The organism is Halorussus halophilus (assembly GCF_008831545.1).
Lineage (GTDB): Archaea > Halobacteriota > Halobacteria > Halobacteriales > Haladaptataceae > Halorussus > Halorussus halophilus.
Map to the genome: position 1 here is coordinate 300,323 of NZ_CP044523.1, position 24,767 is coordinate 325,089.

Annotated in this window: 27 protein-coding genes; 19 read left to right on the forward strand and 8 right to left on the reverse strand. The window is 63.2% G+C overall.

The genetic code is table 11. From position 1 onward, the window contains the following. The first annotated feature begins 15 nt into the window (after positions 1–15). The 7 genes from F7R90_RS01445 to F7R90_RS21980 all read left to right on the forward strand — a co-directional run bounded on the left by F7R90_RS01445 (position 16) and on the right by F7R90_RS21980 (position 6,787). A complete protein-coding gene (locus F7R90_RS01445; RefSeq protein WP_158055508.1) occupies positions 16–1,077 on the forward strand; it encodes a substrate-binding domain-containing protein in 1,062 nt (353 codons plus the stop codon). 3 nt (positions 1,078–1,080) lie between these two features. Then, entirely contained in the window at positions 1,081–2,079 is a 999-nt protein-coding gene (locus tag F7R90_RS01450; RefSeq protein WP_158055509.1) for an ABC transporter permease, read from the forward strand. Positions 2,080–2,098: 19 nt separating this feature from the next. Then, entirely contained in the window at positions 2,099–3,064 is a 966-nt protein-coding gene (locus F7R90_RS01455) for an ABC transporter ATP-binding protein (RefSeq protein ID WP_158055510.1), read from the forward strand. A 262-nt stretch (positions 3,065–3,326) separates the two neighbouring features. After that, on the forward strand, positions 3,327–5,147 hold the full coding sequence (locus F7R90_RS01460) for an LEA type 2 family protein (protein WP_158055511.1): 1,821 nt from the start codon (positions 3,327–3,329) through the stop codon (positions 5,145–5,147). A gap of 36 nt (positions 5,148–5,183) precedes the next feature. After that, on the forward strand, positions 5,184–5,321 hold the full coding sequence (locus F7R90_RS21975) for a hypothetical protein (RefSeq protein ID WP_192498375.1): 138 nt from the start codon (positions 5,184–5,186) through the stop codon (positions 5,319–5,321). Beyond that, positions 5,314–5,793: a DUF7384 family protein gene (locus F7R90_RS01465; protein WP_158055512.1), complete on the forward strand. Its 480-nt coding sequence runs from the start codon at positions 5,314–5,316 to the stop codon at positions 5,791–5,793. Before F7R90_RS21975 ends, F7R90_RS01465 begins: the two co-directional genes overlap by 8 nt. A 64-nt stretch (positions 5,794–5,857) precedes the next feature. Continuing rightward, a complete protein-coding gene (locus F7R90_RS21980) occupies positions 5,858–6,787 on the forward strand; it encodes a hypothetical protein (protein WP_192498376.1) in 930 nt (309 codons plus the stop codon). 563 nt (positions 6,788–7,350) lie between these two features. Here F7R90_RS21980 and F7R90_RS01480 read toward each other — a convergent pair. Then, positions 7,351–7,896, reverse strand: a complete 546-nt coding sequence (locus tag F7R90_RS01480) for an XTP/dITP diphosphatase (protein ID WP_158055514.1) — start codon at positions 7,894–7,896, stop codon at positions 7,351–7,353. Positions 7,897–8,027: 131 nt separating this feature from the next. Between F7R90_RS01480 and F7R90_RS01485 the strand changes: the two genes are divergently transcribed. Further along, complete coding sequence (locus F7R90_RS01485) at positions 8,028–8,351, forward strand: hypothetical protein (RefSeq protein ID WP_158055515.1); 324 nt, start codon at positions 8,028–8,030, stop codon at positions 8,349–8,351. Between the two features lie 5 nt (positions 8,352–8,356). Here F7R90_RS01485 and F7R90_RS01490 read toward each other — a convergent pair whose 3' ends face one another. Both F7R90_RS01490 and tmk read right to left on the reverse strand, forming a co-directional pair. Next, positions 8,357–8,827, reverse strand: a complete 471-nt coding sequence (locus tag F7R90_RS01490) for a hypothetical protein (protein ID WP_158055516.1) — start codon at positions 8,825–8,827, stop codon at positions 8,357–8,359. Positions 8,828–8,899: 72 nt separating this feature from the next. Beyond that, positions 8,900–9,508 (reverse strand): dTMP kinase, encoded by a 609-nt coding sequence (gene tmk / locus F7R90_RS01495; RefSeq protein WP_158055517.1) that lies wholly within the window; start codon positions 9,506–9,508, stop codon positions 8,900–8,902. Positions 9,509–9,641: 133 nt separating this feature from the next. Here tmk and F7R90_RS01500 point away from each other — a divergent pair, with 133 nt between their 5' ends. The 6 genes from F7R90_RS01500 (at position 9,642) to F7R90_RS01525 (ending at position 15,476) form a co-directional block, all read left to right on the forward strand. After that, complete coding sequence (locus tag F7R90_RS01500) at positions 9,642–10,532, forward strand: complex I NDUFA9 subunit family protein (RefSeq protein WP_158055518.1); 891 nt, start codon at positions 9,642–9,644, stop codon at positions 10,530–10,532. Positions 10,533–10,736: 204 nt separating this feature from the next. Continuing rightward, positions 10,737–11,918 (forward strand): tubulin/FtsZ family protein, encoded by a 1,182-nt coding sequence (locus F7R90_RS01505; protein WP_158055519.1) that lies wholly within the window; start codon positions 10,737–10,739, stop codon positions 11,916–11,918. Further along, on the forward strand, positions 11,896–12,687 hold the full coding sequence (locus tag F7R90_RS01510; RefSeq protein ID WP_158055520.1) for a hypothetical protein: 792 nt from the start codon (positions 11,896–11,898) through the stop codon (positions 12,685–12,687). The genes F7R90_RS01505 and F7R90_RS01510 overlap by 23 nt, the downstream gene beginning before the upstream one ends. A 679-nt stretch (positions 12,688–13,366) precedes the next feature. Then, a complete protein-coding gene (cofC, locus tag F7R90_RS01515) occupies positions 13,367–13,984 on the forward strand; it encodes a 2-phospho-L-lactate guanylyltransferase (RefSeq protein WP_158055521.1) in 618 nt (205 codons plus the stop codon). Positions 13,985–14,020: 36 nt separating this feature from the next. Further along, positions 14,021–15,148, forward strand: coding sequence for a 7,8-didemethyl-8-hydroxy-5-deazariboflavin synthase subunit CofG (gene cofG, locus F7R90_RS01520; RefSeq protein ID WP_158055522.1), 1,128 nt, complete (start codon positions 14,021–14,023; stop codon positions 15,146–15,148). A gap of 133 nt (positions 15,149–15,281) precedes the next feature. Continuing rightward, entirely contained in the window at positions 15,282–15,476 is a 195-nt protein-coding gene (locus tag F7R90_RS01525; protein ID WP_158055523.1) for a hypothetical protein, read from the forward strand. Between the two features lie 18 nt (positions 15,477–15,494). On the opposite strand, the gene F7R90_RS01530 is transcribed toward F7R90_RS01525, so the two are convergent. Together F7R90_RS01530 and cofH are read right to left on the reverse strand one after the other, a co-directional pair. Then, entirely contained in the window at positions 15,495–16,058 is a 564-nt protein-coding gene (locus tag F7R90_RS01530) for a metal-dependent hydrolase (protein ID WP_158055524.1), read from the reverse strand. Positions 16,059–16,084: 26 nt separating this feature from the next. Then, on the reverse strand, positions 16,085–17,479 hold the full coding sequence (cofH, locus tag F7R90_RS01535; protein ID WP_158055525.1) for a 7,8-didemethyl-8-hydroxy-5-deazariboflavin synthase subunit CofH: 1,395 nt from the start codon (positions 17,477–17,479) through the stop codon (positions 16,085–16,087). Positions 17,480–18,061: 582 nt separating this feature from the next. Between cofH and F7R90_RS01540 the strand changes: the two genes are divergently transcribed. Next, positions 18,062–19,129: a phosphoribosylaminoimidazolesuccinocarboxamide synthase gene (locus F7R90_RS01540; protein ID WP_158055526.1), complete on the forward strand. Its 1,068-nt coding sequence runs from the start codon at positions 18,062–18,064 to the stop codon at positions 19,127–19,129. Between the two features lie 37 nt (positions 19,130–19,166). On the opposite strand, the gene F7R90_RS01545 is transcribed toward F7R90_RS01540, so the two are convergent. Both F7R90_RS01545 and F7R90_RS01550 read right to left on the reverse strand, forming a co-directional pair. After that, the gene (locus F7R90_RS01545) at positions 19,167–20,573 is read right to left on the reverse strand and encodes an aryl-sulfate sulfotransferase (protein ID WP_158055527.1); all 1,407 of its coding nucleotides are present in this window, start codon (positions 20,571–20,573) and stop codon (positions 19,167–19,169) included. Between the two features lie 158 nt (positions 20,574–20,731). Next, the gene (locus F7R90_RS01550; RefSeq protein ID WP_158055528.1) at positions 20,732–21,688 is read right to left on the reverse strand and encodes a formyltetrahydrofolate deformylase; all 957 of its coding nucleotides are present in this window, start codon (positions 21,686–21,688) and stop codon (positions 20,732–20,734) included. Between the two features lie 183 nt (positions 21,689–21,871). Here F7R90_RS01550 and purS point away from each other — a divergent pair, with 183 nt between their 5' ends. Both purS and purQ read left to right on the forward strand, forming a co-directional pair. Further along, entirely contained in the window at positions 21,872–22,126 is a 255-nt protein-coding gene (gene purS / locus F7R90_RS01555) for a phosphoribosylformylglycinamidine synthase subunit PurS (RefSeq protein WP_158055529.1), read from the forward strand. 55 nt (positions 22,127–22,181) lie between these two features. Beyond that, a complete protein-coding gene (gene purQ / locus F7R90_RS01560; protein ID WP_158055530.1) occupies positions 22,182–22,859 on the forward strand; it encodes a phosphoribosylformylglycinamidine synthase I in 678 nt (225 codons plus the stop codon). Positions 22,860–23,262: 403 nt separating this feature from the next. Here the strand turns inward: purQ and F7R90_RS22645 are convergent, their stop codons facing one another. Next, entirely contained in the window at positions 23,263–23,388 is a 126-nt protein-coding gene (locus tag F7R90_RS22645; protein WP_267905101.1) for a hypothetical protein, read from the reverse strand. A 215-nt stretch (positions 23,389–23,603) separates the two neighbouring features. On the opposite strand from F7R90_RS22645, the gene F7R90_RS01565 reads away from it, so the two are divergent. Together F7R90_RS01565 and F7R90_RS01570 are read left to right on the forward strand one after the other, a co-directional pair. Then, positions 23,604–24,245: a hypothetical protein gene (locus tag F7R90_RS01565; RefSeq protein ID WP_158055531.1), complete on the forward strand. Its 642-nt coding sequence runs from the start codon at positions 23,604–23,606 to the stop codon at positions 24,243–24,245. A 2-nt stretch (positions 24,246–24,247) separates the two neighbouring features. Further along, a complete protein-coding gene (locus F7R90_RS01570) occupies positions 24,248–24,760 on the forward strand; it encodes a hypothetical protein (RefSeq protein WP_158055532.1) in 513 nt (170 codons plus the stop codon). Positions 24,761–24,767 lie beyond the last annotated feature (7 nt).

Sequence of the window (24,767 nt, forward strand, 5' to 3'; positions counted from 1 at the left end):
CAAAACGTTGTGTCCATGACGGAACAACGCTCTCGACGGCGATTCTTGCAAGCGACTGGCGCTCTCGGCGTCGCCGGACTCGCTGGCTGCATGGGTGGCGGCCAGAGCGGCGACGGGACGACGGAGTCCGGTGGCGATACGAACGGGTCCGACTCCGGTACCACGAACGCCGACCTCTCGGGGTCGATGACTATCTTCCACGCGGGGAGTCTCGCGCCGCCGTTCAGCGCGGCCGAACCGAAGTTCGAAGACGAGTACGGCGTGCAGGTCAACCGAGAAGCGAAAGGGTCGGTCGATTCGACGAAGAAAATCACGAACATCGGCCGTAAGGCGGACGTACTCGGCGTCTCGGACTTCCGCCTGATTCGGGACATGGTGGTTCCCGACTACGGGAGTTGGTACGCTATCTTCGCCACCAACGCGATGTCGCTCCAGTACCGCGAAGACTCGCCCGGAGCAGACGAGATCAGCGAGGACAACTGGTGGGAAGTCCTCGCGCGCGACGACGTGACCATCGGCCACAGCGACCCCGCGGCCGACCCCGGCGGCTATCGCGCCGTGATGGCCCAGCAGTTGGGGAAAGAGAAGTTCGAGGGCGAGCGACTCTACGACGAGCAGACCTACCAGAAACTCCGAGAGAACTCGACAGTCCCGACCGGCACCGAGACCAAGCTAGAGGGACAACTGAAGGCCGGAAAGCTCGACTATGCGTTCTACTACCGCTCTATCGCCTCGACCTCCGACATGCCGAAAATCGACCTCCAGCCCGAAGTGGACCTCTCGAAGTTCTCCACGAAGTACGCCGAACACTACGCGAAGGCGACGGTCGAGGCTGGCGGAAACACCTACAAGGGTGCGCCAATCGCCTACGGCATCACCGTGCCGAGCGTCGCGAAAGCCCCCGACCTGGGCGCGCGCTGGGTCGAGTACATGATCACCGACCCCGGTCACAAGATTCTGAAGAACAAGGGTCTCATCCCGAAGCAACCCGCCGTGGTCACGAAGGACGGCGACGTGCCCGACCGAGTCGCGGCCCACGCAGAGGCAAAAACTTCTGTGGGTCCGCTCGAACTGTAAGTCGTGAGCGCGGACACGACGACTTCGACGGACAACACCACCTCGGCGGAGCGGCGCGCGGTCCCGGCGAGCGTCGGCAAGGGAACTACCGTTCTCGCCGTGCTGACCGTGCAACTCGTCGCCTTCGCGGTGGCGTTCTCGCTCGGCTACCCCGGCGTGTACGCAGTCTTCGCCGTCCTCTCGGCGGCCGCGCTGGCGGTCGCGCATAACCGCGGCACGTTCGGACTCGCGGCGGCGACGTTAGGGACGGTGCTACTCGTCGCGCTCGGACTCCCGCTCCTGTTGCTCGTCGCGCGCCAAGACCCCGCGCTCGTCGCGGAGATGGCCGCCGACCCGTCGGTCCAGCAGGCGCTCTACCTCTCGGTGTACGCCCCGCTGCTCGCGGCGCTGGCGAGCGTCGCCTTCGGCGTGCCGCTGGCGCTCGTCCTCGCTCGCGGGTTCCCCGGAAAGACGCTCGTCGAGAGCCTCGTCGATTTACCGCTCGTCGTTCCCCACAGCGTCGCTGGCCTCGCTATCCTCTTCGGGTTCGGCAAAGGTGGCGCGTTCCCGCAGTTGAAGATTCTCGGCACGATGCTCGGCATGGTACTGGCGATGACGTTCGTCTCCGCGCCGTTCGCCGTCAACGCCGCTCGCGAGGCCTTCGAGTCGGTCGATACTCGCGTCGAGTGGGCCGCTCGAACCTTGGGCGCGAACCGCTTCGAGACGTTCCGGCGCGTGACGGCACCGCTGGCGTGGCGCGGCGTCTTGACTGGTGGTGTCCTCGCGTGGGCGAGAGCGGTCTCGGAGTTCGGTGCAGTCGCCATCGTCGCCTACAGCGTCGATTTCTTCTACCCGCCGAAGGGCGAGATTACGGGCCAGCACGCGCCGGTGTTCATCTACAACACCTACCTCTCGTCGGGCCTCGAAGAGAGCGGCGCAGTCGCGACGCTCCTGCTCGGACTCTCCGCGATTATCTTCCTGCTCGTTCGAACGATTGCGTACGATGACGGAGGGTGGCCATGAGCGTTGGAGGTGTCCCGTTGTGACCTTCGACATCGACATCGCTGCCGCGTTCACCGCCGAGGGCGCAGACCGCTTCGAAGTCACGGCCGACCTCTCGGTTCCGGCGGGTGAAACGCTGGTCGCGCTGGGGCCGAGTGGGTCGGGCAAGAGCCTCCTACTCGAAACGATTGCGGGCTTCCACGACCACGAGGGCACCGTCGCGCTGGACGGCGAGGACCTGACCGACAGATCCCCTGAAGACCGCGGTTTGGGCTTCGTCTTCCAAGACTACGCGCTCTTCCCGCACCTCACGGTTCGGGAGAACGTCGCGTTCGGCGCGCGCTATCACGAGATTCGAAATCCGGACGAACTACTCTCGGAGTTCGGCGTCTCGGACCTCGCCGAGCGGTATCCGCCGACTCTCTCCGGCGGCGAGAGCCAGCGCGTCGCGCTGGCGCGGGCGCTCGCGGTTCGCCCCGACGCGTTCCTCTTGGACGAACCGCTGTCGGCGCTCGACGTGCCAACCCGCGCGACGCTCCGTGAACTGCTCGCGGACGTGCTGGCCGACGAAACTGCGGTGTACGTCACGCACAACCGGACGACTGCGCGCGTCCTCGCGGACCGCATCGCCGTGGTTCACGACGGCGAAATCGTCCAGACCGGAACGCCCGAAGCGGTGTTCGAACGCCCCGAATCACCGTTCGTCGCCCGGTTCACGGGTGCGAACTGCCTCGAACTGGACGACGGAATTCTCGACACACCGGGTGACTCGCTGGACTTCGAGTCTGGGTCGCACCTGACGATTCGGCCCGAACACGTCGCGCTCGGTGCGGCCGCCCCCGACTTCACCGCGCCCGTTGAGCGCGTGCTCCGGGAAGACGGCCGCTGTCGCGTCGTCTGTTCGGTCGGCGACCAGCGACTCGACGCCTACGCGGCCGACCCACCGGAGGGCGAGCGTGTTGGCGTCGCACTGCCGCGCGAGCGCGTGACCGTCCTCCGGTCTTGACGACTACTCTCTCCTCTCGACAATTCCTTCCTCTCGATGACCGCTCTACCGAACTGACACGCAACCTGCTATTTTCGCCGTTCCGGCCTTCGACTGCCCACCGAGCCAATTATCGAATCGGTCAACTTCGGGAAAACTACTTGTCGGCCCCCTCCAAAACGCCCCGCATGGCACGTGAACGTGATGGGGTGGACAGTGGGACAGTCCACGACCGGACAGCAGACAGTCGAACAGGCCGCGACCGACACGGCGAGGTGTCGCCGTGAGTCTGGTCGGCGGGACGCTCGGCAAGATTGCGACCGTCCTCGTCGTCGGGATGGTCGTCACGACGGTCGGACTCGGGGCGGCGCTCTCGACGGGCACCCTCTCGACGACGCCGCCGAGCGTCGAGTCGATAGAGAACGAGTGGGGCGAGGTGTCGGCCGACCGGACCGAGATTCGGACGACGATTGCGGTGAACAACCCGAACAAAGTCTCGATTCCCGGCGTCGCGGGGGTCTCCTACGAGGTGGCGATGAACGACGTGACGCTCGCGAACGGGAAGAGCGGCGGCGTCGGCTTGTCCCCAGGGCGAAACGAACTGACGCTGACGACCGGTATCGACAACCAACAGATTCCGTCGTGGTGGGCGAGCCACATCAACAACGGCGAGGAGACGACGGTCTCCATCTCGCCGAAGATTCGCGCGGTGGGCATTTCCCAGTCGGTTCCGACCCAGAAGCAGACTTTCTCGACGGACCTGCTGGCGTCGTTCAACAGCCAGTCCGGCCAACCGGTGCAAGTCGGTAACCGAACCCTGCTGACCGTCGAATCGACGAGCGCGTCGTGGGGGCACGCGACCGAATCGGAGACGCCGCTGAACTTCGCTGGTACGGTTCGAAACCCGAACGACTCCCCGCTGAAGTTCTCGAAGATCGGCTACACCGTGCGGATGAACGACGTGACCGTCGCCGAGGGAACGACCGACGAGGGCGTCGAAGTCGCCGCCCGAAGTACCGAGACGATTCGCATCAACTCGACGCTGGACAACGGCAAACTCGACGAGTGGTGGGTCAGCCACATCGAGAACGACGAGCGAACGCGCCTCGACGTGCAGGCGTTCGCCGTGGTCGAGACCGACGAGGGGACTCAGCGAGTGCCGCTGCCGTTCCTCAGCAAAGCCGTCGTCTTCGAGACGGACGTCCTCGGCGGCGGTCAGGCGACGACACGCGCAGTCTCCGGTGAGGCTGGCATGGGCTTCGAACCACCCACCGTCGAGACGATGGAGAGCGACTGGGGCGCCAGCGGCGAGGACACGAAGTTCTCTACGCGCGTGGTCGTGAACAATCCAAACGGTGACGACTCGTCGGCCAGCGAAGTCGGTCTCGACGCGGCTTACACCGTCTCTCTCAACGACGTAACGCTCGTGGAAGACGAGACGAACGCGACGCTGGGACCGGGCCGAAACGAACTGACCTTCGCCAGCGACGTGCCCCGCGAGCGCATCCAGCGGTGGTGGGTGAGCCACGTCAACAACGGCGAGCAGACGAAGCTTCGAACCGACTCCAGCGTCCGCGCCGATCTCGGATTCGCGACCGTTCCCGTCGAGTTGCCCGAGCGCGAACAGACCTTCGAGACGGACATGCTGGCAGGCTTCGAGACGACCGAACAGCGCGTCGAGATTCGAGGCCGACACGTCGCTACCTTCGGCGACATGCAATCTCGCTGGGGCGAGGCGACGTTCGAACGCACGCCGATGCTCGTCACCGGCGAAGTGCAGAACGAGCGGAGTCGCCCGCTCGAAATCGTGAAGTTCGGCTACCAGGTCGAGATGAACGACGTGGTGCTGGCGGACAACGCGACCAAAGTCGGGACGACGGTGCCCGGTCAATCGACGCGCCGAATCGAGACGACGGGCTACCTCGACAACGCGAAGATTGGCGACTGGTGGGTGAGCCACCTCGAAAACGGCGAACGCTCGGAACTGTCGGTGACCTACTACGCCGTCGTAGAGTATCGCGGCCAACGCCACCGCGTCGCGCTCGACTCGATGAGCTACACCGACACCATCGAGACGAACGCATTCGGCACGAGCGGCCAGTAGCGACAGGCCTTTTCTCCGCCACCGTCCACTCTCGGTATGGACTGGGCGACGCTCTTCGAACGCGCCGAGGCGTACGAGACCGACGTAGCGACGATTCGAGAGACGTTGGCAACGCGACGGAGCGGGCGCGAGACGAGCAACGGAGAAACGAGCGAGGGGCGCGACGATGCCTGAAAGCCTACAAACCGACCCCGCGAGCGTCGTCGCAGACGCCGACGTACTCGTCGCGGACCTCTTCGTCGGGGGTGCGGCCCGCGAGGCCATGGATCTCGTTCGCGCACACACGTGGGTCGAACTCGTCGCCAGTGACGCCCTGCTGGACGATGCCGAAGCCGTCATTTCAGAACTCGCCACGGCCGACCTCGCAACCGCGTGGCGCGAGCGAATCGAGGACCTGCGCGTGCCGGTTGACCATCCCGAAGGCGACCACCCCGCGCTGGCGAGTGCGTATCGTGGCCGGGTCGCACATCTCCTGAGCTACGACGACGACCTTCGAGGAGGCAAGGCCAGCGCGGCGTTCGGGTCGCGGCTGAACCTGAGCGTCAAGACGCCGGAAGGCTTCGCACGCCTGTTCGACCCTGAGAGCCTCTACGAGGTCGTGGAAGGTGGCGAGTACCCCGGCCCGGACTGCGACCCCCGGAGCTGAGCCGACTTAAAGACTGGAATACGCCAGACGAACATCTTTCTCAGTTTGGTCCCGAGTGCCGATAATGCCGTCACGTCGGGGGATGCTTCGGCTGTTCGCGTTAGGCGTCGGAACGCTGGCTGGCTGCTCGGCGAACGAATCGAACGACGACCAGACTACCGTCCAGAGTACCGAAAAGACGGTCACGACCACGCGAATCTCGACACCGAAAGCAACCTCCACAGTGGCGACTCCCGAAGCGACTGCGCCGACCGCAACTTCGGACGAGGCGGCCTCGGAACCTGCTGAGGCGGACGGGACAGTCGCCGAGACGCCGCCAACGACTACGGCACTGCCCACGGAAACGAACGCGACCACTACGACCAACGCGACCACTACAGCCACCACGACCGCGGCCCCCAGCGAGCAATCGGGTGGGGTTGTCGGCAGTGGTGGCGGTTCTACTGGCGGCGGGGGTGGCGGAGGCGGCGGTGGAGGTTCTACTGGCGGCAGTAGCGGTGGCTCTACTGGAAGCGATGACGGCTCCACCGATGGCGATTCGACCGACGATTCCTCAACTTCGGAGGGAGAGGCGGTCGAATCCACGCCGACCGACAAGCCGCTTCCCGACCCGGTACGGAGCTACCCGCACGACGCGCGACTCACTGTCGCCGCTGGCGACTACGAACTCGTCGGCTTCGAAGTAACGTCGAAACAGGTGTTCACGTTCATCATCACCACCGACGACGACCGCGACTTCGACCTCTACGGCGTGACTGCCGAGCAGGTCGGTGCCTACGAGGACCAACTGTTCAGCGACGGCGGGTCGTTCGAAGTCGTGGACAACCTCACCGAGCGCGACTCCAACGGCGAGGCGTGGGCCGTGAACGAACCGGTGACGGGCACCTACTACTTCATCATCGACAACACTCAAATCGGCTCGGCGACCACGGCCGACGGTTCGCTATCGGTGAACGTCTGGCTCCGAACGGACCCCTACGGAGACAAGATTTGAGCGGAACTGCTCTGTCTAAATCGAGCTAGCTACGATTTCTATTCGGTCTACAGAGTTTGAGCTAGCTACTCCCGATACCGAGGAGAGACCGCACCGCGACCACCGGCAGACAAACCGCGTCTACCGAGGCCACCCTCACTTCGTTCGCGTGACTGCCACACGCCTCCCCACCCGACTGCGGTCCTCGGGTCCGAAAGACGCGTCGCGTCTTCCGCGCTGTGATCCTCGTCCACCGGAAGAGCAAGCTCTCCCGAGCCTACGCTCGCTTCGCTCACGCAGACCTCGCGCGAACAGCTCGCGGCATGAACGCCGCGACCGCACGCGCCACCCCATATCTGTCGAAATACACGCTACTAAATTCAAGTCACGGCGTGCGCTGGTGCGGCACCTGCAGAGCGGTGCGGTCTCTCAGTTGTGGAGTGTTAGGAGCGGTCGTCACTCAGCCGAATCCTCCACACCAGCCAGAAAAGACTGTCTCTTCTCGACAGAAGTTCCCCGGTAACCTCACTCGCCCGTCTGAAAATCGAACCAACAGACGAACACGTTCAGGAAGTCGCGCCGCATCATTCTCCTCGCTCCGCCAGCCAGTCAGCGAACTTCGCCAGCGCACGCCCACGATGGGAAATCGCGTTCTTCTGTTCGGTACTCATCTCCGCCAACGTCTGGCCCTCGTGTTCGAAGATGGGGTCGTAGCCGAAGCCGCCCTCACCGCGCGGTGCGACCATTCGCCCCGGCACCGACCCGTCGAACGTCTCCGCTGTCTCGCCGTCGTAGTAGGCGACCACGCAGCGGAAGTACGCACGGCGGTTCTCCTCTCGTTCTGCCAATTTCCAGACGCGCTCGACGCCCACCGTGTCCTCGACGTAGGAGGAATACGGTCCCGGAAAACCACCGAGAGCTTCGACGAACAGTCCCGCGTCGTCTACCAAGACCGGTTCGTCGCTGTCGGTTCCCTCGTAGGCTTCTTTCGCGCCAGCGACGGCGATTTCTCCGAGGTCGTCGCTCTGAATCTCGGTGTAGTCGTAGTTGATTTGCTCGACTTCGTCGGTCAGATACTCGCGGGCCTCCTCGACTTTTCCCGCGTTGCTGGTGACGAACCGGATGGTCATGGGTGGAGGTGGTCGCGGGCCGGAGAAATAGCCGTTGGTTCCTACTCGTCTGCCAGCGCATCGTAGGCACGACCCCACAAACTCCATCCGCATCCGGTAGCCACAAGACCACCGCGCCCTAACTCCCAGCTATGCCCTCGGCCGCGACTGTCATCGGGTTCCTCCTGATAATCGTCGTCAACACCGTCGCCGCGGCGGTCGCCATGCGATTCTTCCGCCTGCGACTGGCGACCCAGTGGGGAACGGTCGTCTACACCGCGCTGTTCGTCCCGCTCATCTACTTCGTGACCACGCTCCTCCTCTCGGGGTTCGTCGGCTTCGGCGGCGAGGGGGTCGCCAACAAGGGGAACGCGCTCATCCTCGTGTGGGTGCTCCCATTTACGCTGGCGCTGTCGCTCGAATTGTTCTGGATGCCAGCACCGGAGGACGTGGAACTGCCGGAGCAGACTGGGTAGACTCTTTAGCGCCTGAGCGCCAATCTTCCAAGCACCAACAGCGTCGCCGTCGGTGCGAGCGCCAACCAGCCGAAACCAGCAACCGTCGCTATCAACTCCCACGCGTACAGCAGGCCCGCCGGTCCTGCGAACAGTATCGAGACGCCGAGTCCGACGACACTGCGGAGCCACGGGAGGGTGTCGAACCCTGCGATTAGACCGACCACTGCATCAAGCAAGTCCAGCAGGACGACTATCGCCAGCACCCACGATGTCCGGAGTCGAACCGACGGCGTGTACTTCGTCGCCGGTTCGGGAATCGGCAGCAGCAGGTGAATCCGCTCGGGGAGTCGCACGTCGGGGAGCGAAATCGGTGGCAACGAGAACACTCCCAGAGACGGCTGTTCGCGCTCGTGGCGCGGAGTCGGCGAACTGTCGATTTCCTCGCCGGACGCTCCCGTCGTTCGTTTCGTCGTCCCCGTCTCCTCGTCTGCCATGTCGTGTTCTACGATACCAATGCCCAAAGACCTACTCGTCCGGGAGCTCCTCCGGTGCTTCTCGTCCAGTGCTTACTCGTCCGGTGCGAAGTCGTCGTGTTCTTCGAGCAGTCGGCCGAACACGTCGATGACCGAGTCGAGAACTTCCTCGGGCGACTGGGTGGCGTCCACTTTGACGAACCGCTCCGGTTCGGCTTTCATCAGTCGCTCGTAGTTCTGCTGGACCTGACTCAGGTAGGCGGCTTGCTCGAACTTGTTCGTCGCGCCGCTTCGCGCTGCGCCCGTCTCGGGGTCCACGTCCAAGTAAATCGTCGCGTCCGGCGGGCGGGTCCACGGCTGGTGGACGCCGCGGATGTATTCGAGGGGACGCGGCACCGCGTCGTCGATGCTGACCGCCTGATAGGCGTACCGGGAGTCAGAATATCTGTCCGAGACGACGATGTTCCCGGCTTCGAGCGCGGGGCGAACGGTGTCTGCGAGATGAGCCGCGTGGTCGGCGGTGAAGAGAAACAGTTCCGCCACGGGGTCGGCGTCGTCGTCGCCCATAGAGCGGTTCACGGCGTCACCGTACCACGTGTCGGTCGGCTCGCGGGTGAAGACGAACTCGGGGTACTCCTCTCGGAGCACCTCCCAGACCGTCGTCTTCCCACTCCCGTCGAGTCCCTCCAGAGTGATGAGCATAGAAAGAGGTGGTCACGGCTCCGTATAAAGGGCTGTGGGTTGGGGCTGTGGCGAGAGTGCCGTGCCGTTGCTGTCAGTTCCGGCACCCACCGCCGGCAGTTAGCTTTACCTTCTATCCGTACTTATCTGCACTATGAACATTTTAGTTGCCGGAGGGACCGGCTTCATCGGTAGACACCTCTCGACCGTACTGGACGAGCGAGGCCACGACGTGACGGCCATGTCTCGACACCCCGACGAAGGAAACCTGCCGTCGAGCGTCGAGCGCGTGCAGGGCGACGTAACCGACTACGACTCCATCGAAGGAGCGTTTGAGGACCAAGACGTAGTCGTCAACTTCGTTTCGCTGTCCCCGCTGTACAAGCCTACTGGCGGCAAGTCTCACATGGAGGTCCACCTCGGCGGCACCCAGAACGTCGTCGAGGCCGCCGAAACCCACGACGTGCGAAAACTCGTCCAGATAAGCGCGCTCGGCGCAGACCCGGAGGGTCCGACCGCGTACATCCGAGCGAAGGGGCAGGCCGAGCGAGTCGTGGAAGATTCGGACCTCGCGTACACCATCTTCCGGCCCTCTGTCGTCTTCGGCGACGGCGGCGAGTTCGTCGGCTTCACGAAGAAACTCACGACGCCGTACGTCACCGGACTGCCGGGCGGCGGAAAGACCCGCTTCCAACCGATTTGGGTCGAAGACTTCGCTCCCATCCTCGCCGACGGCTGTGGGGAAGAACACGACGGCGAGACCTACGAAATCGGCGGCCCACAAGTGTTGACGATGGCCGAAGTAGCGAAACTCGCCTATCGAGCGGACGGGAAGTCGTTGACGGTCGTTCCGGTGCCGATGCCGCTGGCGAAAATCGCGCTGAGTGCCGCGGGCCCGGTTCCGTTCGTCCCGTTCGGGAGCGACCAATATCGTTCGCTCAAGTTCGACAACACCGTGTCACACAATGACTTGGACGCGTTCGGCGTCGAAGCGTCGGAACTGACGACGCTGGCGGAGTATCTCGGCGTCAAAGGTCTCGCCTGACTTTTAAATAAATAGATACATCGAATCACAGATAAACTTAAAGGGACATGTCCGATTTCTGGGTGTGGTTCGAAGCGGGTCGAAACGGTGGCTTACCCTACTGCGGTTCCCGGTAACGGCGTATTACGGGTCATCGGGTGTGGGACCAAAAGTATTATCAACCCGTCGTGGTTGTGTTTCTCCCAACGGAGTACGGTACGGAAAATGAAGCTCGCAATGATAGGGTTCGGGCAGGCCGGTGGGAAGATTGTCGACAAATTCCTCGAGTACGACGAACGTACTGGCAGCGGTATCGTTCGTGAAGCCGTCGCGGTGAACTCCGCGAAGGCCGACTTGATGGGTCTCGACAACGTTCCCCAGGACAATCGCGTCCTTATCGGTCAATCCCGGGTCAAAGGTCACGGTGTGGGGGCAGACAACGAACTCGGCGCGGAAATCGCCGAAGAAGACATCGACGAAATTCAGGGAGCGATAGACAACATCCCTGTCCACGAGGTAGACGCGTTCCTCATCGTCGCTGGGATGGGCGGTGGCACGGGGTCGGGCGGTGCGCCAGTCCTCGCAAAGCACGTCAAGCGAATCTACACCGAACCGGTGTACGGGCTTGGAATCCTCCCAGGCAGCGACGAGGGTGGCATCTACACGCTGAACGCGGCCCGCTCGTTCCAAACGTTCGTCCGCGAAGTGGACAACCTGATGGTGTTCGACAACGACTCGTGGAGACAGTCTGGGGAGTCTGTCGAAAGCGGTTACGCCGAAATCAACGAGGAAATCGTCCGCCGATTCGGTATCCTCTTCGGTGCTGGCGAAATCGACGGGAGCGACGAAGTCGCAGAGAGCGTCGTTGACTCCAGCGAAATCATCAACACGCTCGCTGGCGGTGGCGTTTCGACCATCGGCTACGCGGCCGAAGAAGTCGAGAACAGCAACTCCGGCGGCGGCCTCCTCTCCCGATTCACAGGCGGCGACGACGACGGTTCGATGGACTCTGCGAACACGACCAACCGAATCACGAGTCTGGTCCGCAAGGCCGCACTCGGTCGACTCACCTTGCCCTGCGAAATCGAGGGCACCGAGCGTGCCCTGCTCGTCATGAGCGGTCCGCCGCAGCACCTCAATCGGAAAGGGATAGAGCGCGGGCGGAAATGGCTCGAAGAGCAGACCGGTTCGATGGAAGTCCGCGGTGGCGACTACCCCGTTCGGGACTCCCAGTTCGTCGCCAGCGTCATCCTGCTGTCGGGCGTGAACAACGTCCCACGAGTCAAAGAACTGCAGGAAATCGCCATCGAGGCACAGGACAACATCGACGAAATTCAGCAAGAGAGCGAAGAGAACCTCGAAAGTCTCGTGGAGGACGACGACGATGAACTTGAACCGCTGTTCTAAACTGCTCACCCTGCTGCTCGCCACGACGCTGCTCGTCTCGGCGGTCGCCCCAGCGGCGGCCGTCTCCGTCTCGGCCAGCGACGCCCCGAGCAAGAAGCAAGTCGGCGACGAAGTGAACACGAAGTTCACGCTGACGGAACTCTACAGCGACTACGAGAAGTGGACGCTCAACGGTCAGACGAACCTCACGAAAGTCACGTGGACGGTCACCACGTTCGACCAAGCCGGTAATAGGGTCAACCAGAAGTCCTACGACGGCCAGTCGTTCAACCACTCCATCGACGTGAGCAACGACGTGAACGAAGTGAAGGTCACGCTCAAGGGCACCGTCGGCGAAGTCGGCAACTTCAGCTACGACGCGGCGGGCCAGAAGACGACCCTCGCAGAGTTCTCCCAGGTCCGGAAGGGCGGCAGCAGTCAGGAAATCGACGCCTGGCAGTTCCGACCGTACACCGAGGAGAGCCAAGAGGCGCGCAAGGCCATCGAGGACGCCGAGTCGGCTATCTCGGACGCCTCTTCGAACGGCGCGGGCGTCTCTGAAGCAAAGAGCTTCGTTGGCAACGCGATTTCGGCGTTCAACGCCGAGAACTTCGGCAACGCGGTTGACCTCGCCGACAAGGCCAAAGAGAGCGCCAACTCCTCGCAGAAGTCCAGCCAGCAGACCCAGATGCTACTGTACGGTGGCGCTGGACTGCTCGCATTGGTCGTCGTGGTCGGCGGGTTCCTCTGGTACCGCTCCCAGCAGGACAGCTACGACAAACTGCGCTAGGCGAATCGCGGTGTAACCGAGCTTCATTTTCCGACCGTTTTCTGTGTGTTCGTTCAGGAGTAGTCGATGGTGGCTTCTGACGAGTTTCTGCTTCGAATGATTTCGAGAACGTGTCGCTAACTACTCCCGAAACCAAGGAGAGACCGCACCACACCCTCCCCAACCTCCTCACTTCGCTCGTCCACCGGCAGAGCACGCTCTGCCGAGCCGTGGCTCACGTCCGTTCGCCACGATCTCGCGCGAGTCGCTCCTTTCAGTCGCTCCCGCGCGCCGATGAGTTTGGGGTCGTATTTCGGATTTTCACTCACACTGGGCGCGCGCGGCGTGCGGTCGCGCGAAGCGCACGCCCGTCGAGCCATTCCGTGCGAGGTCCGCGCGAACGAAGTGAGTGCAGGCTCGAAAGACGAGCGGACGCGAGTCTTTCGGCGGATGAGAATCACAGCGCAGAAGACGCGACCCTACATGGTCGCGTCTTCTGACCCCGAGAATCGCAATCGGTTGGGGAGGACGTGGCTCTCGCGGGGCTGAGCGGGGCGGTGCGGTCTCTCCGTTGCACCGCGAGTAGCTAGCTTCTCGGCTGTAGAGGTAGTCACTCCGTTATCATTGCTTACTCCGCCAGTCTCCAACCAATTTTCCACAACCACTTAACCACGGCCAACAGAACCCACAAATACCACAAATGAAGGTCGTCGTGCCGTACGCCGCTCACGAACCCAAAACCCGCCTCGCTGGCACCCTCTCGGAAGCGGAGCGTGCGGCGTTCGCAGAAGCAATGTTGGCCGACGTGCTGGACGCGATTCGGGCGACTGGACACGACCCCAAGATCCTCTCCACGGCACCACTGGAGACCGACTTCGACGCCACAGTTCGAACAGACGACCGACCGCTCTCGCCCGCGATAAACGCTGTTCTCGCCGATGCAGACGAACCAGTGGCAATCGTCATGGCAGACCTCGCGCTGGCGACGCCCGACGCCCTCTCTCGACTATTCGACACCGACGCTGACGTAGCCGTCGCGCCGGGCCGTGGCGGCGGCACGAACGCGCTGGTCGTGCGCCACGACGAATTCCGCGTCGATTACCACGGCGCGTCGTACCTCGACCACCGGCAGGCCGCCCGCGACGTAGACGCGACCGTCGAGGTGGTCGATTCCCACCGACTGGCGACCGACGTAGACGAACGTGCTGACTTGGCGGAGGTGCTGTTGCACGGCGAGGGTCGTGCGGTAGACTGGTTGCGCGAGGCTGGTTTCTCGCTGTTGGTGGACGACGGCCGGGTCGAGGTCGCTCGGGAGTAGCAACCGTTTTCCGCCCCGCGGGGGAAGGCACGGACGATGATTCCGGGGGCCGAGAAGTACGACGTGACCGTCGCACCTGCCGACGAGGACATTGACCAGTTACTCGAAGTTACCCCAGACGATGTCTCTGCCGCCGACGAACTCAGCTACGCGAAGAACGTCTTCGTTCCGCTCACCACCGCCTGCCGGTACACCTGCACCTACTGCACCTACTTCGACCCGCCGGGCGAAGCTTCTCTCCTCTCACCCGAGGAGGTCCGCGACATCGTCCAGATGGGCGCAGACGCCGGATGTACGGAAGCCCTCTTCACGTTCGGCGACGACCCGGACGACCGCTACGACCGAATTCACGAGCAGTTGGACTCGTGGGGCCACGACTCGATTCACGAGTACCTCCGGGAAGTCTGTGAACTCACCTTAGCAGAGGGTCTGCTCCCCCACAGCAACCCCGGCGACCAGACCCGCGAGCAGATGGCGTTGGTCGCTGACGTGAACGCCTCGATGGGCGTGATGCTGGAGACGACGGCGGACGTGGACGCCCACGCTGGCCGCCGAGTCAAGTCGCCCGGCCAGCGACTCAACACGATTCGCACGGCGGGCGAACTCGGCGTGCCGTTCACGACCGGCATTCTCGTGGGCATCGGCGAAGACTGGCACGACCGAGCAGAGAGCCTGCTCGCGATTCGGGAACTCCACGAGCGATACGGTCACATTCAGGAGGTCATCGTGCAGAACGTCGTCCCGAACGAGCGCTCGCAGTTCGAGAAACCGCCCGTCGAGACGATGCGCCGCGTCGTGGCGATGGCCCGGTACTGCCTGCCCGAGGAAATTTCGGTGCAGGTCCCGCCCAACCTCTCGCCGACGCGCGAACTGCTGGACTGCGGCGTGGACGATTTGGGTGGCGTCTCGCCGGTCACGGACGACTACATCAACCCCGACTACGCGTGGCCCGCGCTCCGCGAGTTGACAGACATCGCCGAGGAGGCAGGAGTGCCGCTGCGCGAGCGACTCCCCGTCTACGAGCGGTTTCTGGACGCCACTCGCGGTGGAAACGACGACCGCAGGTGGGTCTCCGAGCGAATCCAGCGGGCAATCGAAGCCGACGACGACGCAGGGGAGCGGTATCGTGCCGTGCTGGCCACGTCACGAGGACCGTCTGCGTAACGCCTGCTTACTCGCCGGAAGTGGATGGAAGTGTACGTTTCGATACTGCAGACCCGACTCTCACGACAGTCGTTCGAATTCTGTCGGGAAAGCCCAGAGAAAGTTTAAACAGGGACCGTCCTTCCTGCAGAGCGTGAACTGGGATAGCAGCGATAGAAACGAAGTCGGCTACGGCGGTAGTCGCAGTGGTAACTCCAGAACCGGGAATTTCGTGATAGCGAACCGATATCAAAAAGACGGCGAGACGTGGTTCGTCCTCTCCAGCGTACCCGCACCACCAGTGGAACTACACGTCCGACAATCTGACCTTCAGTCGATAGACGGGTAACTCAGCTACGTCGTTCTTCTAACGCAGAATCGGCACGTCCCACTCGGGGAGCCGTTTCCTGAACGCGGTGTAGACGACCGAGACACCGAGTCCCAGCACCGTGAGCGTTCGAATCCGTTGGTCGAACAGCAACAGTCCCGGCACCGATAGTACGACCGCCAACAGCAAGTCTTCGGGTGCGCCGTCCCAGCGAATCCAGCGCCGCGGGGCGACCCACCGCTTCGCCGGATGCAGATAGACGCCCCGCTCGTCGCTCGGTTCCCACGGCCTGAGTTCGAGACCGCCGCCCGCCGCGTCGGTAATCGAGTGGAGCGCGGCGGACAACAGGAAGAACGTGGCCGCGACACCTGTCGAGGTTGGTATCGGAGCGACGAAGACGGCCGCGCCCGCTACGACCGCGGCCAGCGAGTAGTAGACCGGAAAGTGGAGCGTTCGCCGATGCTCGCCGACCACCATGTCGAAGTCCGGGAAGACGCCACCGGCGAAGCCTGCGAGCGCCGCTATCGGCGCGAGTTCCGGCGCGACGGCCACGAGCGGAGCGGCGAGCGTGACGCCCATCGCAGCGTGGGTGGTGTTCATCATGGTCGGAGGGGGGTTCGCGGCGAATCTCAGTCGTCGGCGACGGAGGGGTCGGGCGTCTCTGCGTTCGCCTCCGACTCGACGAGCGGCGTGCCGTCCGCGGCGGGGCCGAGTTCCGGCCCGAACGGTGGATTTTCGGGGTCTATTTCTCGCTGTTGTCGGTAGTCCGTCGAGCGCTCGATTGGCGTCCGCCCAATGGCCGAAATCATCTCGACGTATTCGGCAACCGAGCGGAACTCGCCGAACTCTCCGCCAGCGCGTTTCGTGATTTCTTCGGAGAGAATGGTGCCCATGAAGTCGTTCGCGCCGCAGGAGAGCATCTTCAGGCCCTGCTCGTCGCCGTACTTCACCCACGAGGATTGGATGTTCTCGACGTTGTCCAAGAAGAGTCGCGAGACGGCTATCATCAACTCGTCTTCGTGGGTGGTCGCGCCGCCATCGACCATGCCGCGCTCGTAGAGCGGTGTGGTCTGGTGGATAAAGGAGAGCGGCACGAACTCCGTGATGTTGCCGGTGCGGTCCTGCAAGTCTCGAATTTCTTTGAGGTGCATCACGCGGTGCATCTCGTTCTCGACGTGGCCGTACATGATAGTCGCCGTCGTGTCGAGGCCGACATCCGCGGCGGCCTCCATGGCTTCCAGCCACTCGCCGGAGCGAATCTTACCGGGGCAGATGACCCCCCGAACTTCGTCTACCAGAATCTCGGCGGCGGTGCCGGGGACGCTGTCGAGTCCGGCGTCCTTGAGTCGCTGGTACACCTCCTCGTAGCTCCAGTCGGTGCCTCGGCGCGCGTGGTAGGCCTCTTCGGGCGTCATCGAGTGCAGGTGCACGTCGCCGACGCTCATGGCCGCCATCTGCTCGACGTAGGTGCCGGGGTCGGTGTCGTAGGCACTGGGTGACTTGTAGTTCAGGTCGCCTCTGTCGCTGGTTTCGAGCATCTCCAGATGCTCGTCGTCGAGTGCGAGCGCGGGGTGGAGTCCGCTGACCGAGGTGACCTCGTAGATACCCATCTCGCGCGCGTCCGCGACGATTTCACGGGACTCGTCTGGGGTTTTGGTGAAGCCCGCGTGGTCCTCGTCGCTCTCGACTTCGAAGTTCTGGGCGGTGTCCTTGAAGTTGCAGAACAGACACCCGGTGTTGCAGGCGGTCGTAACGTTATTGTTCAGGTTGGCGACGAAGGTGACGCCGTCGCCGACCACCTCGGCCCGGCGGCGGTCCGCGGCCTCTAAGACCTGCTCTTTGCGCGTCAGGTCGATTCCCGAGCAATCGGTGCCGGTGGTCAACAACTCGACGCCGTCAGCGACGCTCAACCGTTCGCCGCTGTCGGCCTTCGCCAGCGCGTTCTCGAACGACTGGTCGGTCTCGGGCACGTGCTCGAAGTCGAACCGGTCGCGCGGAACGTTCGTCCGGGCCTCGCCTGCCATCGTCACTTGCGACGAGCGGGAAGGGTAAAAACCGCAGGGTTACGGCAGGGAGATGAAGGGAGGAGAGAACTCGCAGAACTACCAACTCGGCGCGCGCTGGCACAACTCCGGAGGATGTTGTCCCGAACTGCGCGAGGGATGAGCGAACGGACGTGAGCGAATCGGCTGGGGAGGGGTGTGGCTGAGGCGGGGAGGTACAGTGCTGTGCGGTTTTCATAGGTTTCGGGAGTAGCTGGCTTCAATGATTTTCCCAGTACACCCGACTGGACTGCGACTTCTTCTTCGAAAGCCCTCGCCCGCTCGCGGTCGCTGACCGACATATCCGCAAACAGCGCGGATAGCGGTCGGTCAGGCGACTCAATTGTACGCGAGCGAGCGACCCCTTTCAGTCCCGCCCTCTCGAACGGTCGACGGTCACGAAACACCCTGAAGGTGAACATCACACTCGTTGCATCCAGGAAATGATACACGAACATGTACAACACCTCCCGCTCCCGACCACAACATACGCACGGCAATGGAAACGCCTTAGTCCGGCCGCAGTGACCTCACGGGTATGACCGACGACTGGAGGCGGTCGCGGTGACGAGCGTCAAGGAGTTCCGCGTCGAGCGAGAGCCAACGGCGACCGAACTCGGCCGCGGCGCGTTCGTGTTCACCGACGACTACTCCGTGTTCGACTGGGGCAAGATGCCCGACGAGATTCCCCAGAAAGGCGCGAGTCTCTGCTCGATGGGCGCGTTCAACTTCGAGTTGCTCGAATCCGAAGGCGTCCCAACCCACTACGAAGGAGTCGTCTCGGACAGCGAGGCGCGAAGCGCCTCGGACAGTCGAGCGGTAGAACCGCGAGACGGCGAGGTCGTCTCTCTCGCCGACGCCGACGAACCTCCAACCGAGATGGCCATCGAGTTGACGCAGGTGCCGACCCTTCCCCACGAGGGCCGCGAGTACGACTACGAGGCCTACCACACCGCGGCGGGCGACAACTACCTGATTCCGCTGGAGGTCGTCTTCCGCAACAGCGTGCCGGTCGGGTCGAGTCTGCGCCACCGCACCGACCCCGTGGACCACGGACTGGACTTCGAATCGTGGCCCGAAGGCGTCGTCCAACTGGAAGAGCCAATCGTGGAGTTCTCCACGAAGTACGAGGAGGGCGACCGCTACCTCTCACGGAGCGAGGCCGACCACATCGCAGGAACGGCCAGCATCGACCAGTTGGAGAACGTCGCCCGCACCGTCAACCGACTGCTGACCGAACAAGCCGCAAAAGCGGACCTCACGCACGAAGACGGGAAAATCGAGTGTCTCTACTTCGACGGGGAGATTCGGGTCGCCGACGTGGTCGGCACCTTCGACGAGAACCGCTTCAGCTTCCACGGCCAGCAGGTCAGCAAGGAGTTCCTCCGGCAGTACCACAAGCGAACCCAACCTGAGTGGGTGAACGCCGTGAACGACGCCAAAGAACAGGCGAAAGTCCAAGATATCGCCGACTGGAAGTCGCTCTGCGAGGAGTCCCCTGACCCGCTGGACGACGACATCGTCACCGCCGCACGCGACCTCTACGCCGCCGGAACGAACGCCTACGTCGGCCGCGAACTGTTCGACGCGCCGTCGCTCGAAGACGCGGTCGCGGTCGTTCGGGACCTCTGAGGCTGCGTTTTTCGCGCTGGCAAAAGCCGAGTTTCGCTCAGCGTCGTTTCGAGATGGACAGCGGCTTGTGGACCGTCGCGGTCCACGGCGACCAGTACAGTTCTGCACCGATCCACACAAGCACAGCGAGCAGAGCCCACGCCACCGCCAGCACTTCCGGGCCACCCATCCAGACCGGCGTGACGTACATCAGGCCGTTCGCCGTTCGGCCCGGTAGCGCGCCCTTGACGAACACCCAGACTTTGTCGAGGACGCCGCGGTTCGAACTGCTGGCGGCCGTTCCGTTCGCGGACCCCTCGCCGTTGCCCCCGCTACTGCCGCCAGACTTCGACTGCAACCCGGACTCCGCGGCGGCAGGCCCGCCCGTACTCTCGTCGCCGGTGTTCAGTCGCTCGACTTCGTAGGGGAACGCCACGTCTACGCTCCAGACGACGTTGCCTTGCTCGTTGATTTCGAAGATGCGGTTCCCGTTCGAGTCGGCGATGAGCGTGTTGCCGTTCGGCAGTCGGTCGGCGTCGCGGGGCCACTGCATCCGGGCGTCGTGCCACTTCCACGAACGAGTCCAGTTGTCGCCCTCGCGCTGGTACTCGACCACGCGATTGTTCTCACTGTCGGCGACGAGAACCGCCGGGCCGCCGTTCGACTCGTTGATATAGTCGGGGTTGTGCTGTTCGTAGATGATATTACGCTGGTTCTCGGATCCGAGCGTTCGGTTCTCGACCAGTCCGGTCTCCCTATCGAGGAAGACGACTTGGTCCTGATTGCGTAGACTCGCCATGATGGTGCCGTCTTCCAACACCTCCACGTCGTTGACGTGCGTCCAGTCGTGGGGGTACGGCCCGCCGCCGGAGAGCGGGAAGTCCCGCTGGGCGTCCCACTCCCACTCTACGAGTTGGTTGGTCGTGTTGAGGACGTACACCCTATCGCGGGCGATGTCGGCGACGACGAGGTTGCCGTTGTCGAGTCGGTCCACGTCGTGCCAGCGCGTCGAGTGCTTGCGCGGGGTCACGCGACTGTAGAGGACCTCGGTCTCGCCAGTAGTCAAATTCACTTCTCGAACCGTGTTTCGGGTACAGACGGTCGTCGAGTGGCACTCGGACTTGTTGAGGTGGTCGGCGACGACCGACAACACCGTCGTCTTCGTGCCTTTCACTGGGTCCACGTCCCAGTAGCGGGTGTGGGAGTCGTCGTAGTACATCACGCTCCCATTCGGCGCGAATGCGACCAGTTCGGCCCGCGCTCTGGGTCCGTCACCCGACTCGCCGAGCCACGTGTTCGAGTCGGTCGCGACGACTGTGATTCCGTCTCTCGGTTCGGCGTCGAACGTCGGGCGTCCGTCGGTCGATTGGGCGGCCGACGCCGAGAGGTACCCCGTGGCGACGACGAACGCGGAAGCGACGACGAGTCCAGCGAACAACAACCTGACAGCATCGCGGGCACGCATTGGCCAGCGGTAGTTCGGGAACCGTCTTTGTTATCCACCGGCTAGACGCGGAATCGAGTCGTTACCCACTGCACAAGCACAGTTGCAGCCGGAAAACCGTGCTAGTGTCCCTCTGCCGTATTGCGGTTTGCTGACTTTTTGTCACTCGTCTGCGGGCACTAATCGTCGGCGGAGTCGGCCGCAGGTAGGTGGTCGTCGGTCGGACTGTTGGGGGTCACACCGTCGAGTTCTTCTGGCATCCCGAGCTGATACTCGCCCGCTTCGCCACGGAGTTCGGTACGGCCTCGATGCACGGCCACGTCGTCGTTGAGGTGGAGCCGAACGGCTTCGAGCAGGGCGTCGGCTTCCAGCGGTTGCCCCCGCTCTTTGATGTCGCGGACGCTCGCGTCGTCCGGTACGTTGAACGTCCGCTGGGTGATGATTGGTCCTTGGTCGAGGTCGGTCGTCACGTAGTGGGCGGTGACGCCCGCGACGCGGACGCCTGCCTCCTTCGCCTGTCGGTAGGCCTTCGCGCCGGGGAACGCAGGGAGCAGACTCGGGTGGATGTTGACGATGCGACTCTCGTAGCGGAAGACGACGTTGGGGCTGAGAATCCGCATGTAGCGCGCCAGCGCGACGAGGTCGGCGTCGTACTCGTCTAGAAGAGAGAGAATCTCGTCTTCGTCTGGCGACCCTTTCTCGTCGCCCACGTCGTGGAACGGCACGTCGTACTCCTCGGCGACGGGTTCCAACTCCGAGTGGTTGCCGATGACGACCGCGATTTCTGCGTCGAGATTTCCGTTCTCGCGCGCCTCGCAGAGCCGTTCGAGACAGTGAGACTCCTTCGTGACGAGGACCGCGATGCGCTGGGTCTCACGGTCGGCCGGGAACCTGACGTGGGCGTCAACGCCGAGGTCCTGCCCGAGTTCGTACAGTTCCTCGCGGAGGGTCTCCTTCGTCGTCTCCATCTCGCTGGTATCGACGTGCATCGTCATCCGGAACAGGCCCTCGCGGACTGCTTGGTCCAAGTCCTCGATGTTGATGTCGTTCTCGAACAGCAGATTCGTCACTTGCGCGATGAGACCGGTGTCGTCGTCGCCGATGACGGTGATCTCGGTCAACTCGTTGCGGGTCATCGTACCACCCGACGACGGCGCGTGCTACAGAGCATGGTTGCCGTGCGTACGACGCGCCGAGGGAAAAGGTGACGCTTCTGTGCAAGAATTGGCCGGGGTTCGTCTCTCGTCTATAACTGCATATTCGTGCATAACCGTCGCGTTCCAAAAGAGCTTTTGAGCATGGACGACCACCTTCAGTCGATGACTGGCTACACCGCCACGGTCACCGTGCGCCTGAAACAGGGGGTCCTCGACCCCGAGGCCGAAACGACCAAGCAGGCTCTCGAACGACTCGGATTCGAGCTACAGGGACTGCGCTCGGCCGACCGCTTCGAGCTAGATTTGGACGCGGAGTCGTCCGATAGCGCGGCCGAGCGCGCCGAGGAGATGACCGAGCGTCTGCTGGCGAACCCGACCATCCACGACTACGACGTCGAGGTCGAAGCGAGAGAATGACTGTCGCTATCTCGCCGATTACGACCGTCGTACGACACCACGGGAGGCGGTCGGCGTGACGGTCGCAATCGTTCAGTTCGGCGGTTCGAACTGCGACCGAGACGCAGAGCGTGCCCTCTCGCATCTGGACATCGACGCAGAGCGCGTCTGGCACGAGGACGGCCTGCCGGAAGACGCAACTGGGGTCATGCTCCCCGGCGGGTTCTCCTACGGCGACTACCTCCGTGCGGGTGCCATCGCCGCCAACAGTCCAATTATGACGGACGTTCGTGCGGCCGCAGAAGACGGAGTGCCGGTGCTGGGTGTGTGTAATGGCGCGCAGATTGGGTCGGAGTCGCGACTGACTCCGGGTGCATTCACGACCAACCAGTCGGCGCGCTTCCAGTGCGAGCGCGTTCACGTCCGCATCGAGAACGCCGACACACCGTGGACGGCCCGATACGAGGAGGGCGAGGTCATTGAGTTGCCCATCGCGCACGGAGAAGGCCGCTTCGAGATTACCGACGAGAAGTTGGAGACGCTGAACGACGAGGACCGGATTCTGTTCCGCTACTGCGATGCGGAGGGGAACGTGACCGAAGACGCGAATCCGAACGGGTCGAAAGAGAGCGTCGCGGGGGTCCTCGGAGAACGTGAGAACGTGGCCGTACTGATGCCCCACCCGGAGCGAATTTCGCTTCCGGACATCGGCGGCACGGACGGACAGGGCATCCTGCGTGGCTTCTCTGGCTAGGAACCTCTAATTTTGCCGCTCTGATCATCGATTTCGCTACCTTTACGATTTCTGTCGAGTCGAAGCTAGTTACTCCCGGTGCCTAGAAGACCGCACAGCACCGCAACCGCACCGCTCCGCCTCAGCCACACGCCTCCCCAGCCGATTCGCTCCGTTCCTACCGTCGGAGATAAGCCCACTATCGGGATTCGACCGCGCGCCGAGTCGCCAGTAATTACTCGCGAAAACGCTGGCCACTTCAGAGACAAAAAGACCGCCCTCAGCCGCTTAAAACCCCAGAATCGGTTTCAGACCGGACTATCCCTGCCGTACGCGAACAGCAGTACCCACACCACCACAAGCACGCTCGCCCACCCGATTACGGCGACGAGCGACCAGACCGACAGCGGACCAGCAGGCACCGTCATCGCTCTACCTCGACGGGTGTGTCGGTCGCTATCCACCGACCGTCGGTGTCGGCTTGGTCACGGATTTCTATCCACCCGTTCGAACAGAATACTGTTTGGTACTCGCCCCATTCTTGAGACATTTTTACACACCGGGTAGGCGGCGTCCGGCGACTCCCCCGGTCTCCGGACGCGTCGCCCTCGGTGCGCCACCCCCAACACGGACAGTCGCTGTAACCAGACTTTGTTATCCGGCGCGTATCGCCCCAGTAGGAGCGTCCTACGACCGGAAACGACGGTTTGAACGGTACGTAACTTCGACAGAAGACACTTATCTACTGACAATCTTCCTCCGAATGTGTCCCCCTCCAGACGTGACGCGCTCCGTGCGTCCGGTGCCGCCTTGAGCCTCGCAGTCGCTGGCTGTCTCTCCGGTACCGGCGACTCCGGCGAGTCCAGCACAACCGGCGTGACGACGCACACGCAAACTCCCGAGTCGAGTAGCGAGAGGACGACCGAAGCACCGATTCAGACGACGACCGAGACGCCGCCCGAGGTTCGAGAAGTATCGCCGAGCGAGGTCGAACGCAGTGTTCCACAGTCGCGCGAACTCCAACACGCGGAGCCGACTGACCCGGAAATTGCCTTCGTCGTCGGCGAGCGGCCCGAGGACACGTTCGCGCACAAGCCCCACCTGTTCGCGGTGTGGAACGACACCGAGTCGTCGCTCTCGGTCGAACTCGCGCTCACGAGCAACGAGACGACCCTGCTAGAGCAGAGCGTCGAACTTGACTCCGGTCAGCAGGTCCCAATCGAATTGCGCGAACCCAGACGGTACGAACTGGTCGTTCGCGCGGACGGCCGCGAGAAGACCGTCACCGTCCCGCGCTCGCAACTCGACTGCAACGACTCGGCGACGGACGTGCTGGTCCGCCCAGAGGAAGTCGTCGTCGGGTCCGTGACGACCGACATGGGTTGCGGGACGACGACGGAGGCCTGAAGATGGTTTCGAGACGCAACTTCCTCGCGCTCGGCGCGTCCTCGCTCTCGCTCGGACTCGCCGGATGTACCTCCTCGCTCCCCTTCGGTGGTCCGCCGGAGGTTCGAGAGCAATCGGACGACTCCATCGAGCGCAAAGTTCCCGCTCCGTTTTCGGAGCCAGCGAAACCGTTCGCGTCGCTCGTCGTCGGTGAAGGGTCCAACCAGACCCACCAAGTCTGGGTCTGGAATCGGACGGATGGCGACCGCGAAATCGGGGTTCGAATCGGTCCCGAGGACGGTCCGTGGTTCGAACAGAGCTTCGACTTCGTCGCGGAGGACGCATTGGCTATCGACTTGCGACCGGCGCGGGAGTACGAGCTAGGTGTGCAGGTCGAGGGCCGAGAAAAGGAAGTTACTGTCGAAAAGTCGCAGTTCGACTGTAACGAGTCGGCGACGGACGTACTCGTGAAGAAGACGGAGACGACGACGCAGACGATTTCGACGCAGATGGGCTGTGGGGGCGACTTCTTCTAACGAGCGA